The organism is Parapedobacter soli (genome assembly GCF_025460835.1).
Lineage (GTDB): Bacteria > Bacteroidota > Bacteroidia > Sphingobacteriales > Sphingobacteriaceae > Parapedobacter > Parapedobacter soli.
This window is the reverse complement of record NZ_JAMXAY010000031.1, coordinates 24,601-40,451: the sequence shown is the minus strand read 5'-3', so window position 1 is coordinate 40,451 and position 15,851 is coordinate 24,601. Positions and strand designations below refer to the sequence as shown.

General features: G+C 51.4%; 12 protein-coding genes. 7 read left to right on the top strand and 5 right to left on the bottom strand.

Annotated elements, in window-relative coordinates; genetic code table 11:
• The first annotated feature begins 8 nt into the window (after positions 1–8).
• Positions 9–1,346, top strand: a complete 1,338-nt coding sequence (locus tag NGM62_RS13785) for an ATP-binding protein (RefSeq protein WP_262248779.1) — start codon at positions 9–11, stop codon at positions 1,344–1,346.
• On the opposite strand, the gene NGM62_RS13780 is transcribed toward NGM62_RS13785, so the two are convergent.
• The 3 genes from NGM62_RS13780 to NGM62_RS13770 all read right to left on the bottom strand — a co-directional run bounded on the left by NGM62_RS13780 (position 1,339) and on the right by NGM62_RS13770 (position 4,613).
• Positions 1,339–2,079: a hypothetical protein gene (locus NGM62_RS13780; protein WP_262248778.1), complete on the bottom strand. Its 741-nt coding sequence runs from the start codon at positions 2,077–2,079 to the stop codon at positions 1,339–1,341. The genes NGM62_RS13785 and NGM62_RS13780 overlap by 8 nt on opposite strands.
• A complete protein-coding gene (locus tag NGM62_RS13775; RefSeq protein ID WP_262248776.1) occupies positions 2,079–2,804 on the bottom strand; it encodes a YebC/PmpR family DNA-binding transcriptional regulator in 726 nt (241 codons plus the stop codon). Before NGM62_RS13775 ends, NGM62_RS13780 begins: the two co-directional genes overlap by 1 nt.
• 198 nt (positions 2,805–3,002) lie before the next feature.
• Positions 3,003–4,613, bottom strand: a complete 1,611-nt coding sequence (locus tag NGM62_RS13770) for a T9SS type B sorting domain-containing protein (protein ID WP_262248775.1) — start codon at positions 4,611–4,613, stop codon at positions 3,003–3,005.
• A 150-nt stretch (positions 4,614–4,763) separates the two neighbouring features.
• Here NGM62_RS13770 and NGM62_RS13765 point away from each other — a divergent pair, with 150 nt between their 5' ends.
• Both NGM62_RS13765 and pncA read left to right on the top strand, forming a co-directional pair.
• On the top strand, positions 4,764–5,753 hold the full coding sequence (locus NGM62_RS13765; protein ID WP_262248773.1) for an aspartate-semialdehyde dehydrogenase: 990 nt from the start codon (positions 4,764–4,766) through the stop codon (positions 5,751–5,753).
• A gap of 36 nt (positions 5,754–5,789) precedes the next feature.
• Positions 5,790–6,386, top strand: a complete 597-nt coding sequence (gene pncA, locus NGM62_RS13760; protein ID WP_262248772.1) for a bifunctional nicotinamidase/pyrazinamidase — start codon at positions 5,790–5,792, stop codon at positions 6,384–6,386.
• On the opposite strand, the gene NGM62_RS13755 is transcribed toward pncA, so the two are convergent.
• Positions 6,383–9,208, bottom strand: a complete 2,826-nt coding sequence (locus NGM62_RS13755) for a TonB-dependent receptor (protein WP_262248770.1) — start codon at positions 9,206–9,208, stop codon at positions 6,383–6,385. The genes pncA and NGM62_RS13755 overlap by 4 nt on opposite strands.
• 194 nt (positions 9,209–9,402) lie before the next feature.
• Between NGM62_RS13755 and NGM62_RS13750 the strand changes: the two genes are divergently transcribed.
• On the top strand, positions 9,403–9,951 hold the full coding sequence (locus NGM62_RS13750; RefSeq protein WP_262248769.1) for a TetR/AcrR family transcriptional regulator: 549 nt from the start codon (positions 9,403–9,405) through the stop codon (positions 9,949–9,951).
• 118 nt (positions 9,952–10,069) lie between these two features.
• Positions 10,070–11,779, top strand: coding sequence for a glycoside hydrolase family 3 protein (locus NGM62_RS13745; protein WP_262248768.1), 1,710 nt, complete (start codon positions 10,070–10,072; stop codon positions 11,777–11,779).
• A gap of 5 nt (positions 11,780–11,784) precedes the next feature.
• Here NGM62_RS13745 and NGM62_RS13740 read toward each other — a convergent pair whose 3' ends face one another.
• Complete coding sequence (locus NGM62_RS13740; RefSeq protein ID WP_262248767.1) at positions 11,785–13,344, bottom strand: glycoside hydrolase family 10 protein; 1,560 nt, start codon at positions 13,342–13,344, stop codon at positions 11,785–11,787.
• A 111-nt stretch (positions 13,345–13,455) separates the two neighbouring features.
• Here NGM62_RS13740 and NGM62_RS13735 point away from each other — a divergent pair, with 111 nt between their 5' ends.
• Complete coding sequence (locus NGM62_RS13735; protein WP_262248809.1) at positions 13,456–14,883, top strand: L-serine ammonia-lyase; 1,428 nt, start codon at positions 13,456–13,458, stop codon at positions 14,881–14,883.
• Positions 14,884–14,950: 67 nt separating this feature from the next.
• Positions 14,951–15,790, top strand: a complete 840-nt coding sequence (locus NGM62_RS13730; protein ID WP_262248765.1) for an MBL fold metallo-hydrolase — start codon at positions 14,951–14,953, stop codon at positions 15,788–15,790.
• Positions 15,791–15,851 lie beyond the last annotated feature (61 nt).

The window sequence follows — 15,851 nt, the reverse complement described above, 5'->3', positions numbered from 1 at the left end:
CAATTATCATGAACGGAGGAACATCCCAACTATACCCACTGGCTATCTTGCTTACGCAGGCTGAGCAGTTTGTTTCACATAGGCTCCGCGAGTACTTTGCCCCCAGCGACCCGGAGCCTAACGAACGACCGCACTGGCCAATGTCCAGTGAGTTACAATGGCCCCAGAGTCTGGCTCAGGCCACCGAAACCGAGAAAAAAATACTCCTGTTATGCTTGGCTCCTTATCTCCAGCCGGCCTTTTACGACCGTATTATCCAAGAGTTTCTGCCCAATGGCGGTGATATTATCGAAATGGGAGGTGTAAAAAATGTAGGCAACCACCGCGGATTCATACCGACGGGTGAAACCGCCTTATTCATCATCGCCGGGAGCGATGTGGGGGCACGCCTTGAAATACAGCGATTGCTCATGGGCGATAGCCAATTGGTCAAGGAGGGCATAATATCCCTCGCACCGGTCAAGGACGGGGAGCCACCCATGAGCGGGCAACTCATCGTTACTGCCGAGTGGCAATCCAAATTACTGCTCGGCAAAGAGCAATTGCCCGTATTCGGTGCCGACTTCCCTGCAAAACCCGTCGGCACACTGCTGGAGTGGAACGACTTGGTGATTGCAGACAAAACACGCGAGCAACTGGGCGATATCAAAGCATGGCTCCAGCACAACGCCTCACTGGTTAATAAATGGAACATGAAGCGGATAATAAAACCTGGTTACCGCGTGCTTTTTTATGGTCCGCCCGGCACTGGGAAAACACTTACCGCCACCCTGCTGGCCAAGGAATTCGAACGTGATATTTTTCGGATCGACCTCTCCCAGGTCGTTTCAAAGTACATCGGTGAAACCGAAAAGAACCTCGAAAAAATCTTTAACCGTGCGGAACACCGCGATTGGATTTTGTTTTTTGATGAGGCGGATGCGTTATTCGGTAAGCGGTCTGCGATACAAAGTTCGCACGATCGTTACGCCAACCAAGAAGTAGCCTATTTGTTGCAACGTGTGGAGGATTTTCCGGGGTTGGTCATCCTCGCCTCGAACTTCAAAAACAACATCGATAAAGCTTTCATGAGGCGGTTCAATGCCGTTGTTCACTTTCCGACACCCGGTGTGGCTGAACGATACCAACTGTGGCAAAATACCCTCGCCAATAATGACCAAGTGGAGGATGACATACAGCTCAGAGAAATTGCCGAGAAATATGAGTTAAGTGGCTCCGCTATCGTACAGGTAATTCATTATGCCTCGCTTAAAGCCTTCTCCAAAGAAAACCAAGCTATCGGGAAAAAAGAATTACTGGCCGGGATTCAACGCGAATTTGAAAAGGAAGACCGCGTTTTTAAGTAGCATCATCCTTTCTGTTGGTCGTCTTGCCTGCCTTGAAACGGGGTTTGAAGCCCACCGGTTTAAATACCGGTGCGGCGGGCTGGCCGCTCGTTGACTCGGGCTGCTCCGCTTCGGACCCCCCATCGCTGCTAGGCGCCTTGCCCGGCTCCCCTACCGGCGTACCCTCCGCCTTAAATCGGGGTTTAAACCCAACCGGTTTTGCTGCTGGTGTAGCCGATTTGTCTGAAGGCGCTACCTCCGTTTCCTGTTTACCGACTGCTTCTGGTACGTCGGGCGACGGGTCCGTACTTGGCTTCGTACCCGCTGTAACCCCCGGCTTAAAACGCGGTTTGAAACCAGTGGGCTTCGCGTTTGGTGCCGGCGGTTTAATCGCTACGGTTTCCTCTTGTGGGGGTAGTGCCTCAGGTGTACTGTCCGGCGTACTTTCAGCAGCTTTTGCAGCGGCAGGTTTGAAACGGGGCCTGAATCCCGCAGGCCTGGCTGTTGCCACGGAAGCCGCGGGCTCCGGGGCAGCCGCTGAGCCGGTAGCCACCGGCTTAGCTTTTGGGATGTCTGCCACTTCGAGCCTGAAATCCTTGCGGAGCCGGTTGAACCAGTACTTCTTCGTATGGTCAAAACTTTTTTCACCCATTTGGGCGTAATGGAGGCGAAACTCTTCATAAAGAATGGGGTTGGCACGCTGCAGCAATACCAGGTCAATCCTCTTCTTCGTGAAAAATTCTTCGAATGTCATTAGTTCATGTTATGATATACTGCTTGGACGTCGTCGTCTTCCTCGATTTTGTCAACGAGCTTCAATACGTCTGCCGCGTCATCTTCAGACACTTCCGTATGCGACAGCGCAATCCGCTCCAGCTTGGCGCTTTTTACCTCCACGCCCTGTTCTTCCAGTAGGCGCTGCATGTTACCGAAATCCTCAAATGAGGTCTGTGCCACCACAACATCATTCCCCTCTTCGTCCGCCTCTACGTAAAGCTCTTCGAGCCCGCCGTCGATAAGCTCCAGCTCAAGTTCCTCAAGGTCTACATCGTCTGCTACGGTAAATCGGAAGATAGATTTGCGCTGGAAGATGAAATCTAGCGATCCTGTTTTTCCCAAGGTTCCCCCTGCCTTACTGAAATAACTGCGGATATTGGCGACCGTACGGTTTGTGTTATCAGTAGCCGTCTCAATGAGAATGGGTACGCCATGTGGACCATACCCTTCATACACATGCTCCTCGTATCCTTTAGCGTCTTTGTCTGATGCCCTTTTGATGGCCGCATCGATACGGTCTTTCGGCATATTTACGGCCTTTGCATTCTGGATTGCGGTACGCAAACGGGAGTTTCCATCGGGGTTCGGGCCTCCTTCCTTAACGGCTATGGCTATTTCCTTACCCAGTCGGGTAAACTGCACAGCCATCTTGGCCCAGCGTTTAAATTTTCTTTCTTTCCGGAATTCAAAAGCTCTTCCCATCGTTTATTTATATGTGTTTATTTTTAAGAGTTGCAACCATCTTCTCGTTGATAGCAGGTAGGTCGAATCGAATAGTCCATTGGGGGTGGTAAGATACCCCCAATGGGACGGCTAACTCCGTATCGATTTGGCCATTGGCACCGGTGATAATTACCCGTTCGTCCATCGAATGCAAACTTAGCAAAATTTCAATCGCCATCACAGCCTAGCCGCCAATACGACGCTTCTACGATATATTTTTCGTACACCCTGAGCGCTGTAAACTTCGATTACCGCTATATACACGCCTACGGGAAGACGGATATTCGCATCAGATACGCCATCCCAATAAATGGTTCCCTGGGTAGCGACACTTTCATTACGCACCAATCGTTTAACAAGCACGCCTTGATCATTGTAGATATCTATATTGGCCATAAATCCACTTTCTGGTAACCGGTAATTAATTTCCAGCCGGTCTTCAAATCCATCGCCATCCGGCGAAAAGGTTTTGGAAGTCAAAAAGATTTGCTCTTCGGCCGGGCCATCTACTGATTGTGAATTTCGATACCCTGGTGTGGCACCGCCTGCCGCTACCGCTGCCGAGCGGAAATTCCCCGGTTCGTTGGTCGGCAAGGAGACATGCTGCCGCTCCAACGATACCCCCCGGTTGCTGATTAAAAACGGTGACTGCATCGCTGGAGTATAAAAAAGGCTGTCAATTGCACCTTGTGGGCCGTGAATTACCACACCTCCCGTTTCGTTGTTGAAGTCCGGCAGGGCAACCATCTCGATAAATGCCGCCGATATCGCGTTAGGATAATGTTGTTTTATAACGGCGGGCTGACGGGTGAGTACTTTGTATTCATTCGGATAAATAAACGTCGGCGCATGGGCAATTGGCTGTGGCGAACCTACGGTACCATTGGTATTCACCCGCGCAACACTCACTTCCGAAAGGTCGATAGTTTTGCTTGAGTAATTGAAAATTTCTAAAAAGTCTACCCCATCGGGCTTAGGGTTAGACAGCAGCTCGTTGATGAGTATGTCGCCGGCCCTAGGCATACCGAGCGTATCGGGCGGGACCGAGCGGTCGAGCTGTTTGATAAGGAAATAGTCGATCTTGAAGTCGGAACGCCGCTGTTGCGAAAAGCTAACGAGATAACCGCTATAACGGCTGGTACCGTAAGTATCGTCTTTTATCATCGTCTTGTTTGATTGTCCCGCTAGCAACCCGAATTCCCCATCGCCAACATCGTCCACATACACCTGCCATTCGCCTCTGTGGTTACACGTAACCCGAATACGCACACGGAATAAACCGTCTGGATTAGGTATCTGGTTGCTTTCAAAAATGACCACGCGCGTGAGGCCGTTTTGCCGCCACAGTCTATAGACATGGTTTGTTTCGTCTCCATCGATTTGCAGGTGGTACCCCCATTGCTGCTCGTGGAGCGAAGCGGTGGTCGCAGCGAGGTATAGCCGTATGTAATTGGACGCAGAAAACGAGCCTGGTGCCATCACCGCTATTTCCCACAGGGTATTGCGCACATGGGCGGATGGAACAGCAATCGATGCCGGAGATTGCGCACCCTCCGCCAGACCTACCAAACCGTCGGCTACTTTAAACGATACCGTACCCCCCTGCCACCGGGTCAACGAACCATCCCCGAAATCATCATAAAATATCACCCCTGCTGTATCATCGGGCACCAATCCCTCTCCGTCCCACGGACTAGTAACATGCGGGAGGCTGGCCGTACCGCTGCTCCATACATAGGCAGGGAAGAGCGTCGTGATAAGCGCCAAGAGGAATAAATAACATTTCATAGGCTCCAAGCTGATAAACAGCTGTTTCGGACATCAGGTTTTTGAAATTCCTTACATTCAAATTACACCAAATTTCGTATGTTTGGCATCTTCAAGAACGTTTAAAGTTAAACAGCAAAAATTAATTTACAAAATCAACAACACAAAAAAATGAAAGTGGCAGTAGTCGGCGCAACCGGACTCGTTGGTTCGGAAATGTTAACCGTGTTAGCAGCGCGCAATTTTCCCGTAACAGAATTGATCCCCGTTGCATCTGAACGTAGCAAAGGCAAGGAAATCCAATTCAAGGGAAAGCAGTATAAGGTGGTCACGCCCGACGAAGCCATTGCCCTCAAGCCCGATGTGGCACTCTTTTCGGCCGGCGGCGGCACTTCATTGACCTATGCCCCGAGATTCGCCGAGGCCGGTATCACCGTAATCGACAACTCGTCGGCATGGCGGATGGACCCGACCAAAAAACTTGTCGTACCCGAAGTAAATGGGGCGGTGCTGACCGCGGAGGATAAGATCATTGCGAATCCCAACTGTTCAACGATACAGATGGTGGTAGTACTGAATCCTTTGCATGAACGGTACGGCATCAAACGGGTAGTCGTTTCGACCTACCAATCAGTAACAGGGACGGGAGTGAAAGCCGTGCAGCAGCTTAATGACGAGCGCGCCGGCATAACTGGAGAGAAAGCATACCCCTATCAAATCGATTTGAATGTCATCCCCCAGATCGATGTATTCCAAGACAATGGATATACGAAAGAAGAGATGAAGATGATCAAGGAGACCAATAAGATCATCGGCGACGACACAATCCGGATTACCGCGACTACCGTGCGTATTCCGGTTATGGGTGGCCATTCGGAATCTATCAATATTGAGTTCGCCAATGAATTCGATTTGGATGAGGTACGCGCGTTGTTGGCTAAACAGCCGGGTGTTGTAGTAGTAGATAACCCGGCCAATCAAGAATACCCGATGCCCAAAGACGCACACGGCAAAGACGAAGTATTCGTTGGCCGCATCCGGCGGGACGAGAGCCAGCCCAAAACCCTCAACCTTTGGGTGGTGGCAGACAACCTGCGCAAAGGTGCGGCAACAAACACGGTACAGATTGCAGAGAAGTTATTGGAGAAGGGGCTATTATAAGGGATAAGTCTGTTGCCTCATCATGAGGAATAAATCATGCATGCGCTGATCATTGTTGATATCCAATATGATTTCCTGCCGGGCGGTGCGTTGGCGGTAGCCGATGGCGATGCCGTGATCCCCGTCATAAACCGTATTCAGACTGATTACGACTTGGTAGTAGCCACCCAGGACTGGCACCCGGCTGGTCACCAGAGCTTCGCGTCTGCCCATCCGGGGCATAAGCCGTTCCAAACCATTGACCTTCATGGGCTCGAACAGGTTTTATGGCCAGATCATTGTATACAGGCTAGCGGCGGTGCGCGACTGAGCGACCGATTGGAAACTCGCCGTATCGAAGCCATTTTCCGCAAGGGCACCGACCCTGCCATAGACAGCTACAGCGGTTTCTTTGATAACGGGAAGCGTAAAAAGACAGGCTTGGCCGGCTATCTGCAAGACCGCGGTGTAACCGCCGTCTCTGTATGCGGCCTCGCCGCCGATTACTGCGTTTACTTCACCGCTATGGACGCCCTGCAACTGGGGTTCGAAACCCACATTCTAGAAGACGCCGTTCGGGCAATCGATGTACCGTCATATAATGAGAAGCGAGCCGTATTCGCTCGTCAAGGCGGTCAATTGGTCACCGCTTAATTGCCGAATCGCCGGCCACCGTCTCTAGGGCCACCCGCACCACTCCCGGCGCCACGGCCGCCGAAGTTACGCAGGTTGTAGGTAAAACTCAGCAGGAAATAGCGTTGGAGCGCGTTATTCTGGGAATCTTGGATATACCGCTCACTTATACTACGACTTACATTCGTATTGCGGTTGAGCAAATCGAAAGCAGACAGAGCGATTTCGGCTTCCTGCCGTTGCATGAGTTTTTTACCAATCGATGCATTCCATAGGATAAACTGTTGATTATATCCATCGGCGAGCCCTTGGTTATAATTGTAATATAGCGACGATGCGACACGGATACCTTTCCAAAAAGTATACGCTAGGTCATTACGTATGATCTGATTATATGCATTATAACTTAACTCGCCATTGGTATTATTGCGCACCACACTATAGTTCCCCGCGTAACTCAGTCCCACCACCAAGTGGGGCCCGAAGCGGCTGTTCACCCCCACCCGCTGACTAATACCATACGAATTGGAGAAGGTCTCCTTTTGGTTGGTCAGGCCGATATCATGGTTATGGTAAACAGCAGTACGCAGGTTAATATTGACCTTCAACGGCTTTATCGGTGCCCCGTATGTCGCATCACCACGGACACTATAGTAGCCACTGATGTTCTCGGGCCGGGTGAATTGCCCGCCCGCGCCAAGCAGTATATCCGGCGCAATCAATGTGTCGGCCGCAGCGATGAACGTGGAATTAACAATCCGGTTGTTTGTAAAATCGGCATTCACGCTGGCAGAGAAATTACGCCCCGACTCACGCTGCACACTATTATACCGCAACCCGAACCGGTGGCCATACTCCTGCTTCAAATCGGTGTTTCCGGTGCGTATATTCAATGGGTTCTGGTTGTTAATCACATCCTGCAGTTGGTTGATGGACGGCGCATTTGTCGCTGCCCGATAGTTGATATCGATTTTCTTATCACGTGAGAAATTGTAGGATAACGTGGCATTGGGCAGGTAACTGGTAAAATGGCTTCCTGTTTTCACCGCGTCGGGAAAGGTGCGGTTGTTGCGGATACGTGCATCCTGGAAATCCATTCCCACCTCGACCCGGAAGGAGTCGCGCTTCGCTACTTGGAAAGAGAGACCGCCGCTTTGGTAGGTATAATCGTTCCGGAACTCATTAGACAGCCGGCGATTGAGCTCGCCCAGCTGGCCCGTTTCTGCAAGGAAATCGAATGTTTCCCTATTGGAATAGCTTGCGGTATTACGCACACTGTAATTGGCTTGCACGCGGCTATGTTGCCACAGGGGCTCAGTATAGGCCAACCTACCCGTAATACCGTTACCATAACCATCGGTGTAACTGCGGTTGCTTACCGTATCGACCCGGTTCACCAGCTGGTCTTCGAAAAACTCATTGAGTGAATGGGTAAGGGCTAACCCGTTATTACTATTGGCAGACCCATTGGCACTAAGGGAAACGGTACGTCCTCTTTTCCCCAACCGGAGGCGGTAGTCTAAGCTTCCATTGAAATTGAAATTAGAGTTTTCGTTGTCATTGTTCCGCACCGAAGCATTTACGGGATCATCGTTCCCCAGCGTAGTATGGTTGTTGGAGAATGTGTTCCGGTTGTGCTGCTGAAAAGAAAAGTTGGGCCTGAAGTCGATACGCTGGTTTGAATCGATGTCGAACTGCATCCGGACATTTGCCCGGTGGCTATAGTTTACACTCCCGGACTCCTGGAGCTGGGTGTTGAATTGATTGGCATTCGCCCCGATAAGGTATTCGCGGTTCGTGAGGCTATTGGTTTCATTGCCTGTGGAATTGAACGCATAGTTCGCATTGATAGCTAAGCGTTCATCCAGCCACTCATCATTGAAATTGGTAGACACGCTATGGGTATTGCTGAGGCCCCGATTCCCCACAGAGTTTCCGCGGCTCCGCTGCCCACGGTTATTACGCCCTTGCTCCTCGCCTCCCGCGATACCTGCCATTGAAAAATCAGACTGGTTGACGTTGTTAGACACAGCAAAAACCGTAATACGCCGATTACCATCGAAACTATTCAGGTTACCGCCCGCATTATAGCGATTAGCAGCGCCATAGCCCGTCGCTACCCTTCCAAAGTAACCCTTACGACGGTCTGGGCGGGTCACGATATTAATTACTTTCCGACGCTGCCCATCGTCAAACCCTGAGAACTGAGCCTGTTCACTCTGTTCATCAATAAGCTGTATTTTATCAATGATATCGGCAGGGAGCGTTTTCAATGCGATGCGCGGGTCTGTACTGAAAAACTCCTTCCCATCCACGATGATACGTTGCACATCCTCACCCTGTGCTTTCACATTCCCCTCTTCGTCTATTTCCACGCCCGGGATCTGCATCACCAATGCGTCGGCATCCGCATACGGCTCGGTGCTGAATGCTGCTGCATCAAACTCCGTGGTATCGCCCTTCAACACGGCCACGGGCGATGCTGCAATGACAGCCACTTCGTCTAGGGTACGGTATTCGGGGAGTAGTCTTATCGTAAACTGCCCCGGGTCTGATGCTGCCGATAAATCGATACGGATTACTGCGGTGTGGTATCCCAGGTAGTTGACCTGAAGCCGGTACTGGCCGGCAGGCACCTGTTTCAGCTGGAACTTCCCGCTGTCCGACGTGCTGCGTTGGTCTACCAATGAGTCCTTGATAGTAAGTAGCCGTATGTTCGCACCCTGCAGCCCTGTATTGGCTATGCTGTCTATTACTCTACCCTTTATGGGCTCCTGAGCAAAAATGGATACAGTAATCAAAAAGCAAACCGATAGTAGGAACGGCTTATAAATATGTCGCATGTTTTAGTAACTGAGTTAGTGTCTCAATTCAGGTATGATAGAATAAAAGCGCAGTCGTTTAAGTGTAAAGACATTATTACATTACGGACCACTGCACATCTTGTTGCGAAGCGTGGGCGGCGCTAACCAAAAAGCCGCTATTGCTTATATTTACGCCGGAATTTGCCTAAGTTTGCATATTATTTTTATAGACTATGATGAGACAGAAGGCGGAGAGTAGAAAGGAAAGAATAATGCGGGAGGCTCTCTTGCTGTTTGCTGAAAATGGCTACATCGATACATCGACCAAAATCATCGCCCAGCGGGCCGGTGTGTCCGAAGCACTCATCTTTAAGCATTTCGGAAATAAAGACAACCTGCTGTCACACCTCATAAAATCCGGGTATAGACGGGTATTGCAACACCACCGCGGCATGATGATATACCGGGATGCCAAAAGCTTCCTCCGGAGTATGATCAACCTCCCCAAGGAGTTGGTCAATGAAGACCCGGTATTCTGGAAGATGCAGGAGCGGCTATCCCACCATGGTTTTTCAAAACAACAGCATGAGCTGTTCATCAAGCCGGTGTACCCAGCCATCAGGCGCGCGTTTACCGAATTGGGGTACGAAGACCCGGAATCGGAAACCCAACTCCTATTGCTGATCATTGAAATACTATGGAAAAAAGAAGCCAATGGCGAGTTAAATGATTCGGCAGAATTAGGGAGAATTCTGGAAGGAAAATACGGCCTTCAACCCTAATGGCGCAAGAAAACGCAAATATAGCCGCCAACATGCATAAACATGCAAAAAATATGCTTAATATTGGACGCAATTCGGATACTGTGCCACTGGTACTGTTATTGTAAGCTAAGCTATTATGCTGAAAAAGACTGTTTCCGTATTCTTTTGGATCATTTCGTTTTGTGCCGGAGTGTTGGCTCAACAACGCGATGCGTTTATCCCGTTTATCAACAGCGAGCACCGCTGGGTTGACTCCGTCTTCAACACGTTGTCAGACCGCGACAAGGTGGCCCAGCTTTTCATGGTCCGTGCCCATAGCAACCTGGGCCAACGCTATATCGACTCCGTTGCCGGTGTCATACAGCGCGAGCAACTTGGCGGTATCGTACTCTTCCAGGGTGGTCCGGTTCGCCACGCCCACGTCATCAACCGCTATCAGCAACTCGCCAAAGTGCCTTTACTCGTGGCATTCGATGGCGAATGGGGGCTGGGTATGCGGCTAGCGGATTCAACGGTATCATTCCCTTACCAGATGGCATTGGGTGCCGTACAAAACGAGGCACTGATTTACCAGATGGGCCTTGAGGTAGCCCGTGATTTCAGGCGCTTGGGTATGAATGTAAACTTCGCTCCCGTCGTAGACATCAATAACAACCCCCGCAATCCGGTTATCAATTACCGGTCGTTTGGTGAAAACAAATACAACGTGACCAGCAAGGGCTTGGCCTATATGAGGGGCATGATGGATGGCGGCATCGTGACGTCGCTGAAACATTTTCCAGGACACGGCGATACCGATGTCGACTCGCATTACGACCTCCCCCAGCTCAACTTCACGGCCGGCCATTTGGATTCGCTGGAAATGTACCCTTTCCGCGAGCTAATCAATGCGGGCGCCTCGGGCGTGATGGTTGCGCACATGAATATTCCCAACCTCGACAATACCCCCAACCTCCCCTCTTCACTTTCTAAACACATCGTTACCGACATCCTCAAAGAAAGGTTGGGTTTCAAAGGGCTTACGTTTACTGATGCCATGGACATGAACGGGGTGGTGAAGCACTTCCGCAACGGCGAAGCCGATGTGCGGGCTATCATCGCTGGCAACGACCTGCTTGAACTCTCCCAAAACAGTGGCCGCGCAATCGATATGGTGCTACAGGCCATCAAGCAGGGGCGGCTATCGCAAGACGACATCGATTCACGCGTGAAGAAAGTATTGGCGGCAAAGTACTGGCTCGGATTAAACGATCTCCAACCCGTACAACTCACCAATCTATACCATGATCTCAATCGCCGGCAGACCGAAACACTTAATCAACGGTTGGCCGATGCGTCGGTTACCCTGCTCCAAAGCGACAGCCTGATCAGGGCCATCGACTACAACCGCCGCACCGCCATTATCAGTATAGGGACATCTGAGCTGTCGGAATTCCAGCATATGCTGGAGTGGCGTTTTGACAACCACATGCATTATGTGCTATCGGCAAATGCCACGGCCGATGATGTAGCAGCGATGGCAACGGAGCTACGCCGTTACAGCCAGATCATCGTTGCCCTCCACGACAACCGTGCCCGCCCCCGCAGCACCTACAATTATAACGGCACGGTGCGGCTGTTCATCAATGAGCTTGCGTACCATAATGCGATTTTCTGCGTCTTCGCCAATCCGTATGGCCTGGCCGGGCTTCCCGGAATCGAACGGGCTAAGTCCATCCTGGTTTGTTATCAAAATGAAGACATCATGCAGCGTGCTGCGGCGAAGGTCATCCTGAAAAGGCTAATCCCAACGGGAAGGCTACCCGTCACGGTCAACGCGTTTTTCAGGTATGGAGACGGTAGGTAACACCGCTACTCAATATACAGCTCCCTCGCATTGGAAGGCAAACTTTCATTTTTTAGGCGGTCTATCGCCGTAACCACATAGCGGTAGTGCCCGTTTTTCCGCGTCATGTTATCAGTATACTGCATCTGTGTGGAGTCGTACGTGATATACAAGATATTCTGAGGATTCTCCACATCCAGCGGCTCGCCTTCGTTAAATCGGTACACCACATAACCATAAGGCTCTTCCCCGTCGGCAGATGGCAGGCCCGGCTGCCACTGCAGGATTACGGAAGTCCCATTTTCTGCAACCTGTGCCAAAAGGCCGAACGGCGGTTCGGGCGCAATACTGTCTAGCCAGGGCATCGTTGGCGGGAGCGATTTATACCTGTAAAGGTCATATTGAAGTGAATCGCGGAGCCCCACAAGATTATCGGTGATGTGCTTGGCACTGTAGTAAATACTCCCCCGTGCACCGGCGTGTTTCCTTGCATAACGCACCTGTTTGGGGATCTGGCTCCGGTCGCGCCACCCGGCACCGTTTTCTGTGGCCCGGTAGGCAGCGTGTCCAATGTATAAATGGCGCCCATAGGTATGCTTGGCCCACCAATCAGCCAATACCTCGTACGGCGCTGCCGGGTGGCCAAACGGGAAATATATCTGTGGGTTGATATAATCAACCCACCCTTCTTTCAGCCATTTCAAAGCATCGGCATAAAGCTGCCGGTAGCCACTAAGGCCGGATGAGGCCGAACCGTCGGGGTGGTCCTTCTTGTTGTCCCAGATACCAAAAGGGCTCACCCCGAATTTCATGTATTTTTTTTCATGGTGCACGCTATCCGAGATCATCTGGATGAGCAGGTCCACATTGTTCCGCCGCCAATCGGCGATATTCTTAAACCCATTTGGGTATTGCTTGAATGTTTCAGTGTCTGGAATAGGCTTCCCGCCCACAGGGTACGGATAAAAATAATCGTCGAAGTGTATACCATCGATATCGTAATTCCGCACCACGTTCATCACCACGCCTACGATGTATCGCCTTACTTCGGGAATACCCGGATTAAAAAGCTTCTTCCCGCCATAGGTAAAAAACCAGCTGGGTTTGACCCGCGTGATGTGGTCGCTTGTGGTATTGGCGGTCACCAAGTCAAACGTAGCCCGGTAAGGGTTTATCCAAGCATGTAGTTCCATTCCACGCTTATGTGCCTCGTTGATCGCGAATTCCAGTGGATCGTAAAACGGTACGGGAGCCTGCCCCGGCTTCCCGGTCAGGAAACGGCTCCATGGTTCGGAGCTTTTGGCATAGAACGCGTCGGCCGATGGCCGTATCTGCAAGAGAATGGCATTGATGCCGGCACGCTGATGGTTATCGAGATGCCGGATGAGCTCTTGCTTCTGCTCTGCGGTACTCAGGTTGTTTGCCGAAGGCCAGTCGATGTTGACCACCGTAGCAATCCACGCCCCCCGGAATTCCCGCTTGGGGAGGTCATCATTAGGCACACCCGGCCCGCAATACCCTACGGCACCCACCATTAACAAGAGGAAAAACGTAGAAAAACCGAACAGCACGCGGATATAACTCATCTCAGATTGTGATTGCCCGCGGCAAATATAAAAATAAATGTTTCAGCCTCTCCACTGCCAAAGCACAAATAAAGCGGTATCTTTGCTGCGGCATCTTTAATCCAAATTATGATGATCGATGAGCAGATTTCGATTTTCGACATGTTTAAGATTGGTATCGGCCCCTCCAGCTCACATACCCTTGGCCCTTGGCGGGCGGCCCAACGCTTTACCGAACGGCTCATTACCGGCGGGCTGCTCGATAAAACAGAATCGGTTAAAATCCTACTCTATGGCTCGCTGGCCAAAACCGGCATCGGCCACGGCACCGATGTCGCCGTATTACTAGGGTTAAGTGGTGCTGATCCAGTAACCATCGCCATCGATGAGGTACCCCAGCGGGTGAGCCGCATCAAGCAGCAGCAACACATGCCCTTGGGCGGCATACATCATATCCCTTTCCATTACGCAGACGACTTATTGTTTCTCTACACAGAGAGCCTCCCCTACCATCCGAATGCCGTCACGTTCCAGGCGTTGCTTTCCGATGGTAGGGCCATCAGTGAGACTTACTACTCCATCGGTGGAGGCTTTGTGGTGCAAGAGGGCGACGATGGCGGGGGACACGGGCACCGCGACCTGCCGTTCCCGGTGCGAACTGCCAACGACCTGCTGGTTTGGTGCATGAACACCGGGCTGAAAGTATCGGAGCTGGTATTGGAGAACGAACAAGCTTGGCGTGCCGAAGAAGCAACCATCGCCGGTATCCGTGCTATATTTGCCACCATGCGCGACTGCATGTACCGTGGGTGCCACACCATGGGTATGCTCCCCGGCGGCTTGCAGGTAGCCCGGAGGGCCTACAAGCTCAACAAGAAACTCATAGCAGACCGCCACTATACCGACTACCACAGCTGGGTTGCGGCAATCCGCGCGGGTGGAGACCATTTTCAATACACACTGGACTGGGTAAGTTGCTTTGCCTTGGCTGTCAATGAGGAGAACGCATCTTTCGGTCGTGTGGTCACCGCCCCTACAAACGGTGCTGCCGGGGTCATACCCGCGGTATTGCAATATTATATCGTGTTCCATGATGGCCTTCAGGAAGAAAAGATCATCCGTTTTATCGCCACCGCTTCGGAGATAGGAAGCATATTCAAAAAGGGGGCGACGATTTCGGCTGCGATGGGCGGGTGCCAAGCCGAAATCGGCGTTTCCTCGGCCATGGCTGCGGGCGCCCTCACCGAAAGCCTCGGCGGGTCGCAAAGGCAGGTATTGATGGCCGCCGAAATAGCCATGGAACACCATCTTGGCCTCACCTGCGACCCGATAGGCGGCCTTGTGCAGGTGCCATGCATTGAGCGCAATACCATGGGAGCCATCAAGGCCATTACGGCAGCACAGCTAGCACTCCAGTCAAATCCGGATAAAGCCAAGGTCAGCCTCGATGCCGTAATAAAAACCATGTGGGAAACGGCCCAGGACATGAATGTGAAATACAAGGAAACCGCAGATGGTGGCTTGGCGGTGAATATCCCGTTGAGCTTACCGGAGTGCTGACCCACTCCACTGTACCAAACCGATATTTCTTGTTGCACTTCCCCCTTTTTTAACCGTACTTTGTGCGATGCCACTTTTCGTTTGTTCAATCGCTTCGGGCAGTAACGGCAATTGCTACTATGTAGGCAACGGCACTGAAGCTGTATTGGTAGATGCCGGCCTATCGTGCCGCCAGATAGAGAAGCGGATGGCCAAACAAGGGCTCTCCCTACAACATGTCAAGGCTATTTTTGTTTCGCACGAGCACACCGACCACGTTAAGGGCCTAAGTGTTCTAGCCAACAAATACCAGCTTCCCGTTTTCCTCACCAACGGTACGCGGCGGGGGTGCAAACTGGCCATACCCGAGCGTCTGCTGCATCCGCTCACCGATATGCAAACAGTTAAGGTGGGTAACCTGGTCGTTACCTCTTTCCGCAAATACCACGATGCAGCCGACCCCCATAGCTTCCTTATCGAAGGCGATGGGCAAACAGTTGGTGTTTTTACCGATATCGGCCGGGTATGCGAGCGGGTCGCGGATTTCTTCGGTCGCTGCGATGCGGTTTTCCTGGAGGCCAATTACGATGTAGACATGCTGATGCAGGGCCGTTACCCGTTTTTCCTTAAGAACCGCATCCGTGGCGGTTTCGGCCACCTATCCAATGACGAAGCTCTGGAACTGTTCTTGACCCGTCGATCGCCCAAACTCCGGCACTTATTTCTATCGCACCTCTCGCGTGATAATAATGATCCTGACATGGCGTACCGGTTGTTCCACCAACAGCGTGGTGATACCGAAATTGTCATCGCCGGGCGTTATGCGGCAACCGAGGTATACGAAGTTGGCCGAAAGCCTGCCCGCATCGTAGAAGAAAGCCGCATTACAATCGAAGTGACACAGACCTATCGCTACATTCCGGGATAAACCTGCAAAACAAAATTACTGCGGTCGTTGTTTTTTTTGAGATTTTAGCTATGTTTGATTG

Excerpts from the sequence above, each read along its gene's own strand:
- NGM62_RS13730 (WP_262248765.1), top strand. The coding sequence starts at position 14,951 with ATGCCACTTTTCGTTTGTTCAATCGCTTCGGGCAGTAACGGCAATTGC.
- NGM62_RS13775 (WP_262248776.1), bottom strand. The coding sequence starts at position 2,804 with ATGGGAAGAGCTTTTGAATTCCGGAAAGAAAGAAAATTTAAACGCTGG.
- NGM62_RS13770 (WP_262248775.1), bottom strand. The coding sequence starts at position 4,613 with ATGAAATGTTATTTATTCCTCTTGGCGCTTATCACGACGCTCTTCCCT.
- NGM62_RS13785 (WP_262248779.1), top strand. The coding sequence starts at position 9 with ATGAACGGAGGAACATCCCAACTATACCCACTGGCTATCTTGCTTACG.
- NGM62_RS13780 (WP_262248778.1), bottom strand. The coding sequence starts at position 2,079 with ATGACATTCGAAGAATTTTTCACGAAGAAGAGGATTGACCTGGTATTG.
- NGM62_RS13740 (WP_262248767.1), bottom strand. The coding sequence starts at position 13,344 with ATGAGTTATATCCGCGTGCTGTTCGGTTTTTCTACGTTTTTCCTCTTG.
- pncA (WP_262248772.1), top strand. The coding sequence starts at position 5,790 with ATGCATGCGCTGATCATTGTTGATATCCAATATGATTTCCTGCCGGGC.
- NGM62_RS13755 (WP_262248770.1), bottom strand. The coding sequence starts at position 9,208 with ATGCGACATATTTATAAGCCGTTCCTACTATCGGTTTGCTTTTTGATT.
- NGM62_RS13765 (WP_262248773.1), top strand. The coding sequence starts at position 4,764 with ATGAAAGTGGCAGTAGTCGGCGCAACCGGACTCGTTGGTTCGGAAATG.
- NGM62_RS13745 (WP_262248768.1), top strand. The coding sequence starts at position 10,070 with ATGCTGAAAAAGACTGTTTCCGTATTCTTTTGGATCATTTCGTTTTGT.
- NGM62_RS13750 (WP_262248769.1), top strand. The coding sequence starts at position 9,403 with ATGATGAGACAGAAGGCGGAGAGTAGAAAGGAAAGAATAATGCGGGAG.
- NGM62_RS13735 (WP_262248809.1), top strand. The coding sequence starts at position 13,456 with ATGATCGATGAGCAGATTTCGATTTTCGACATGTTTAAGATTGGTATC.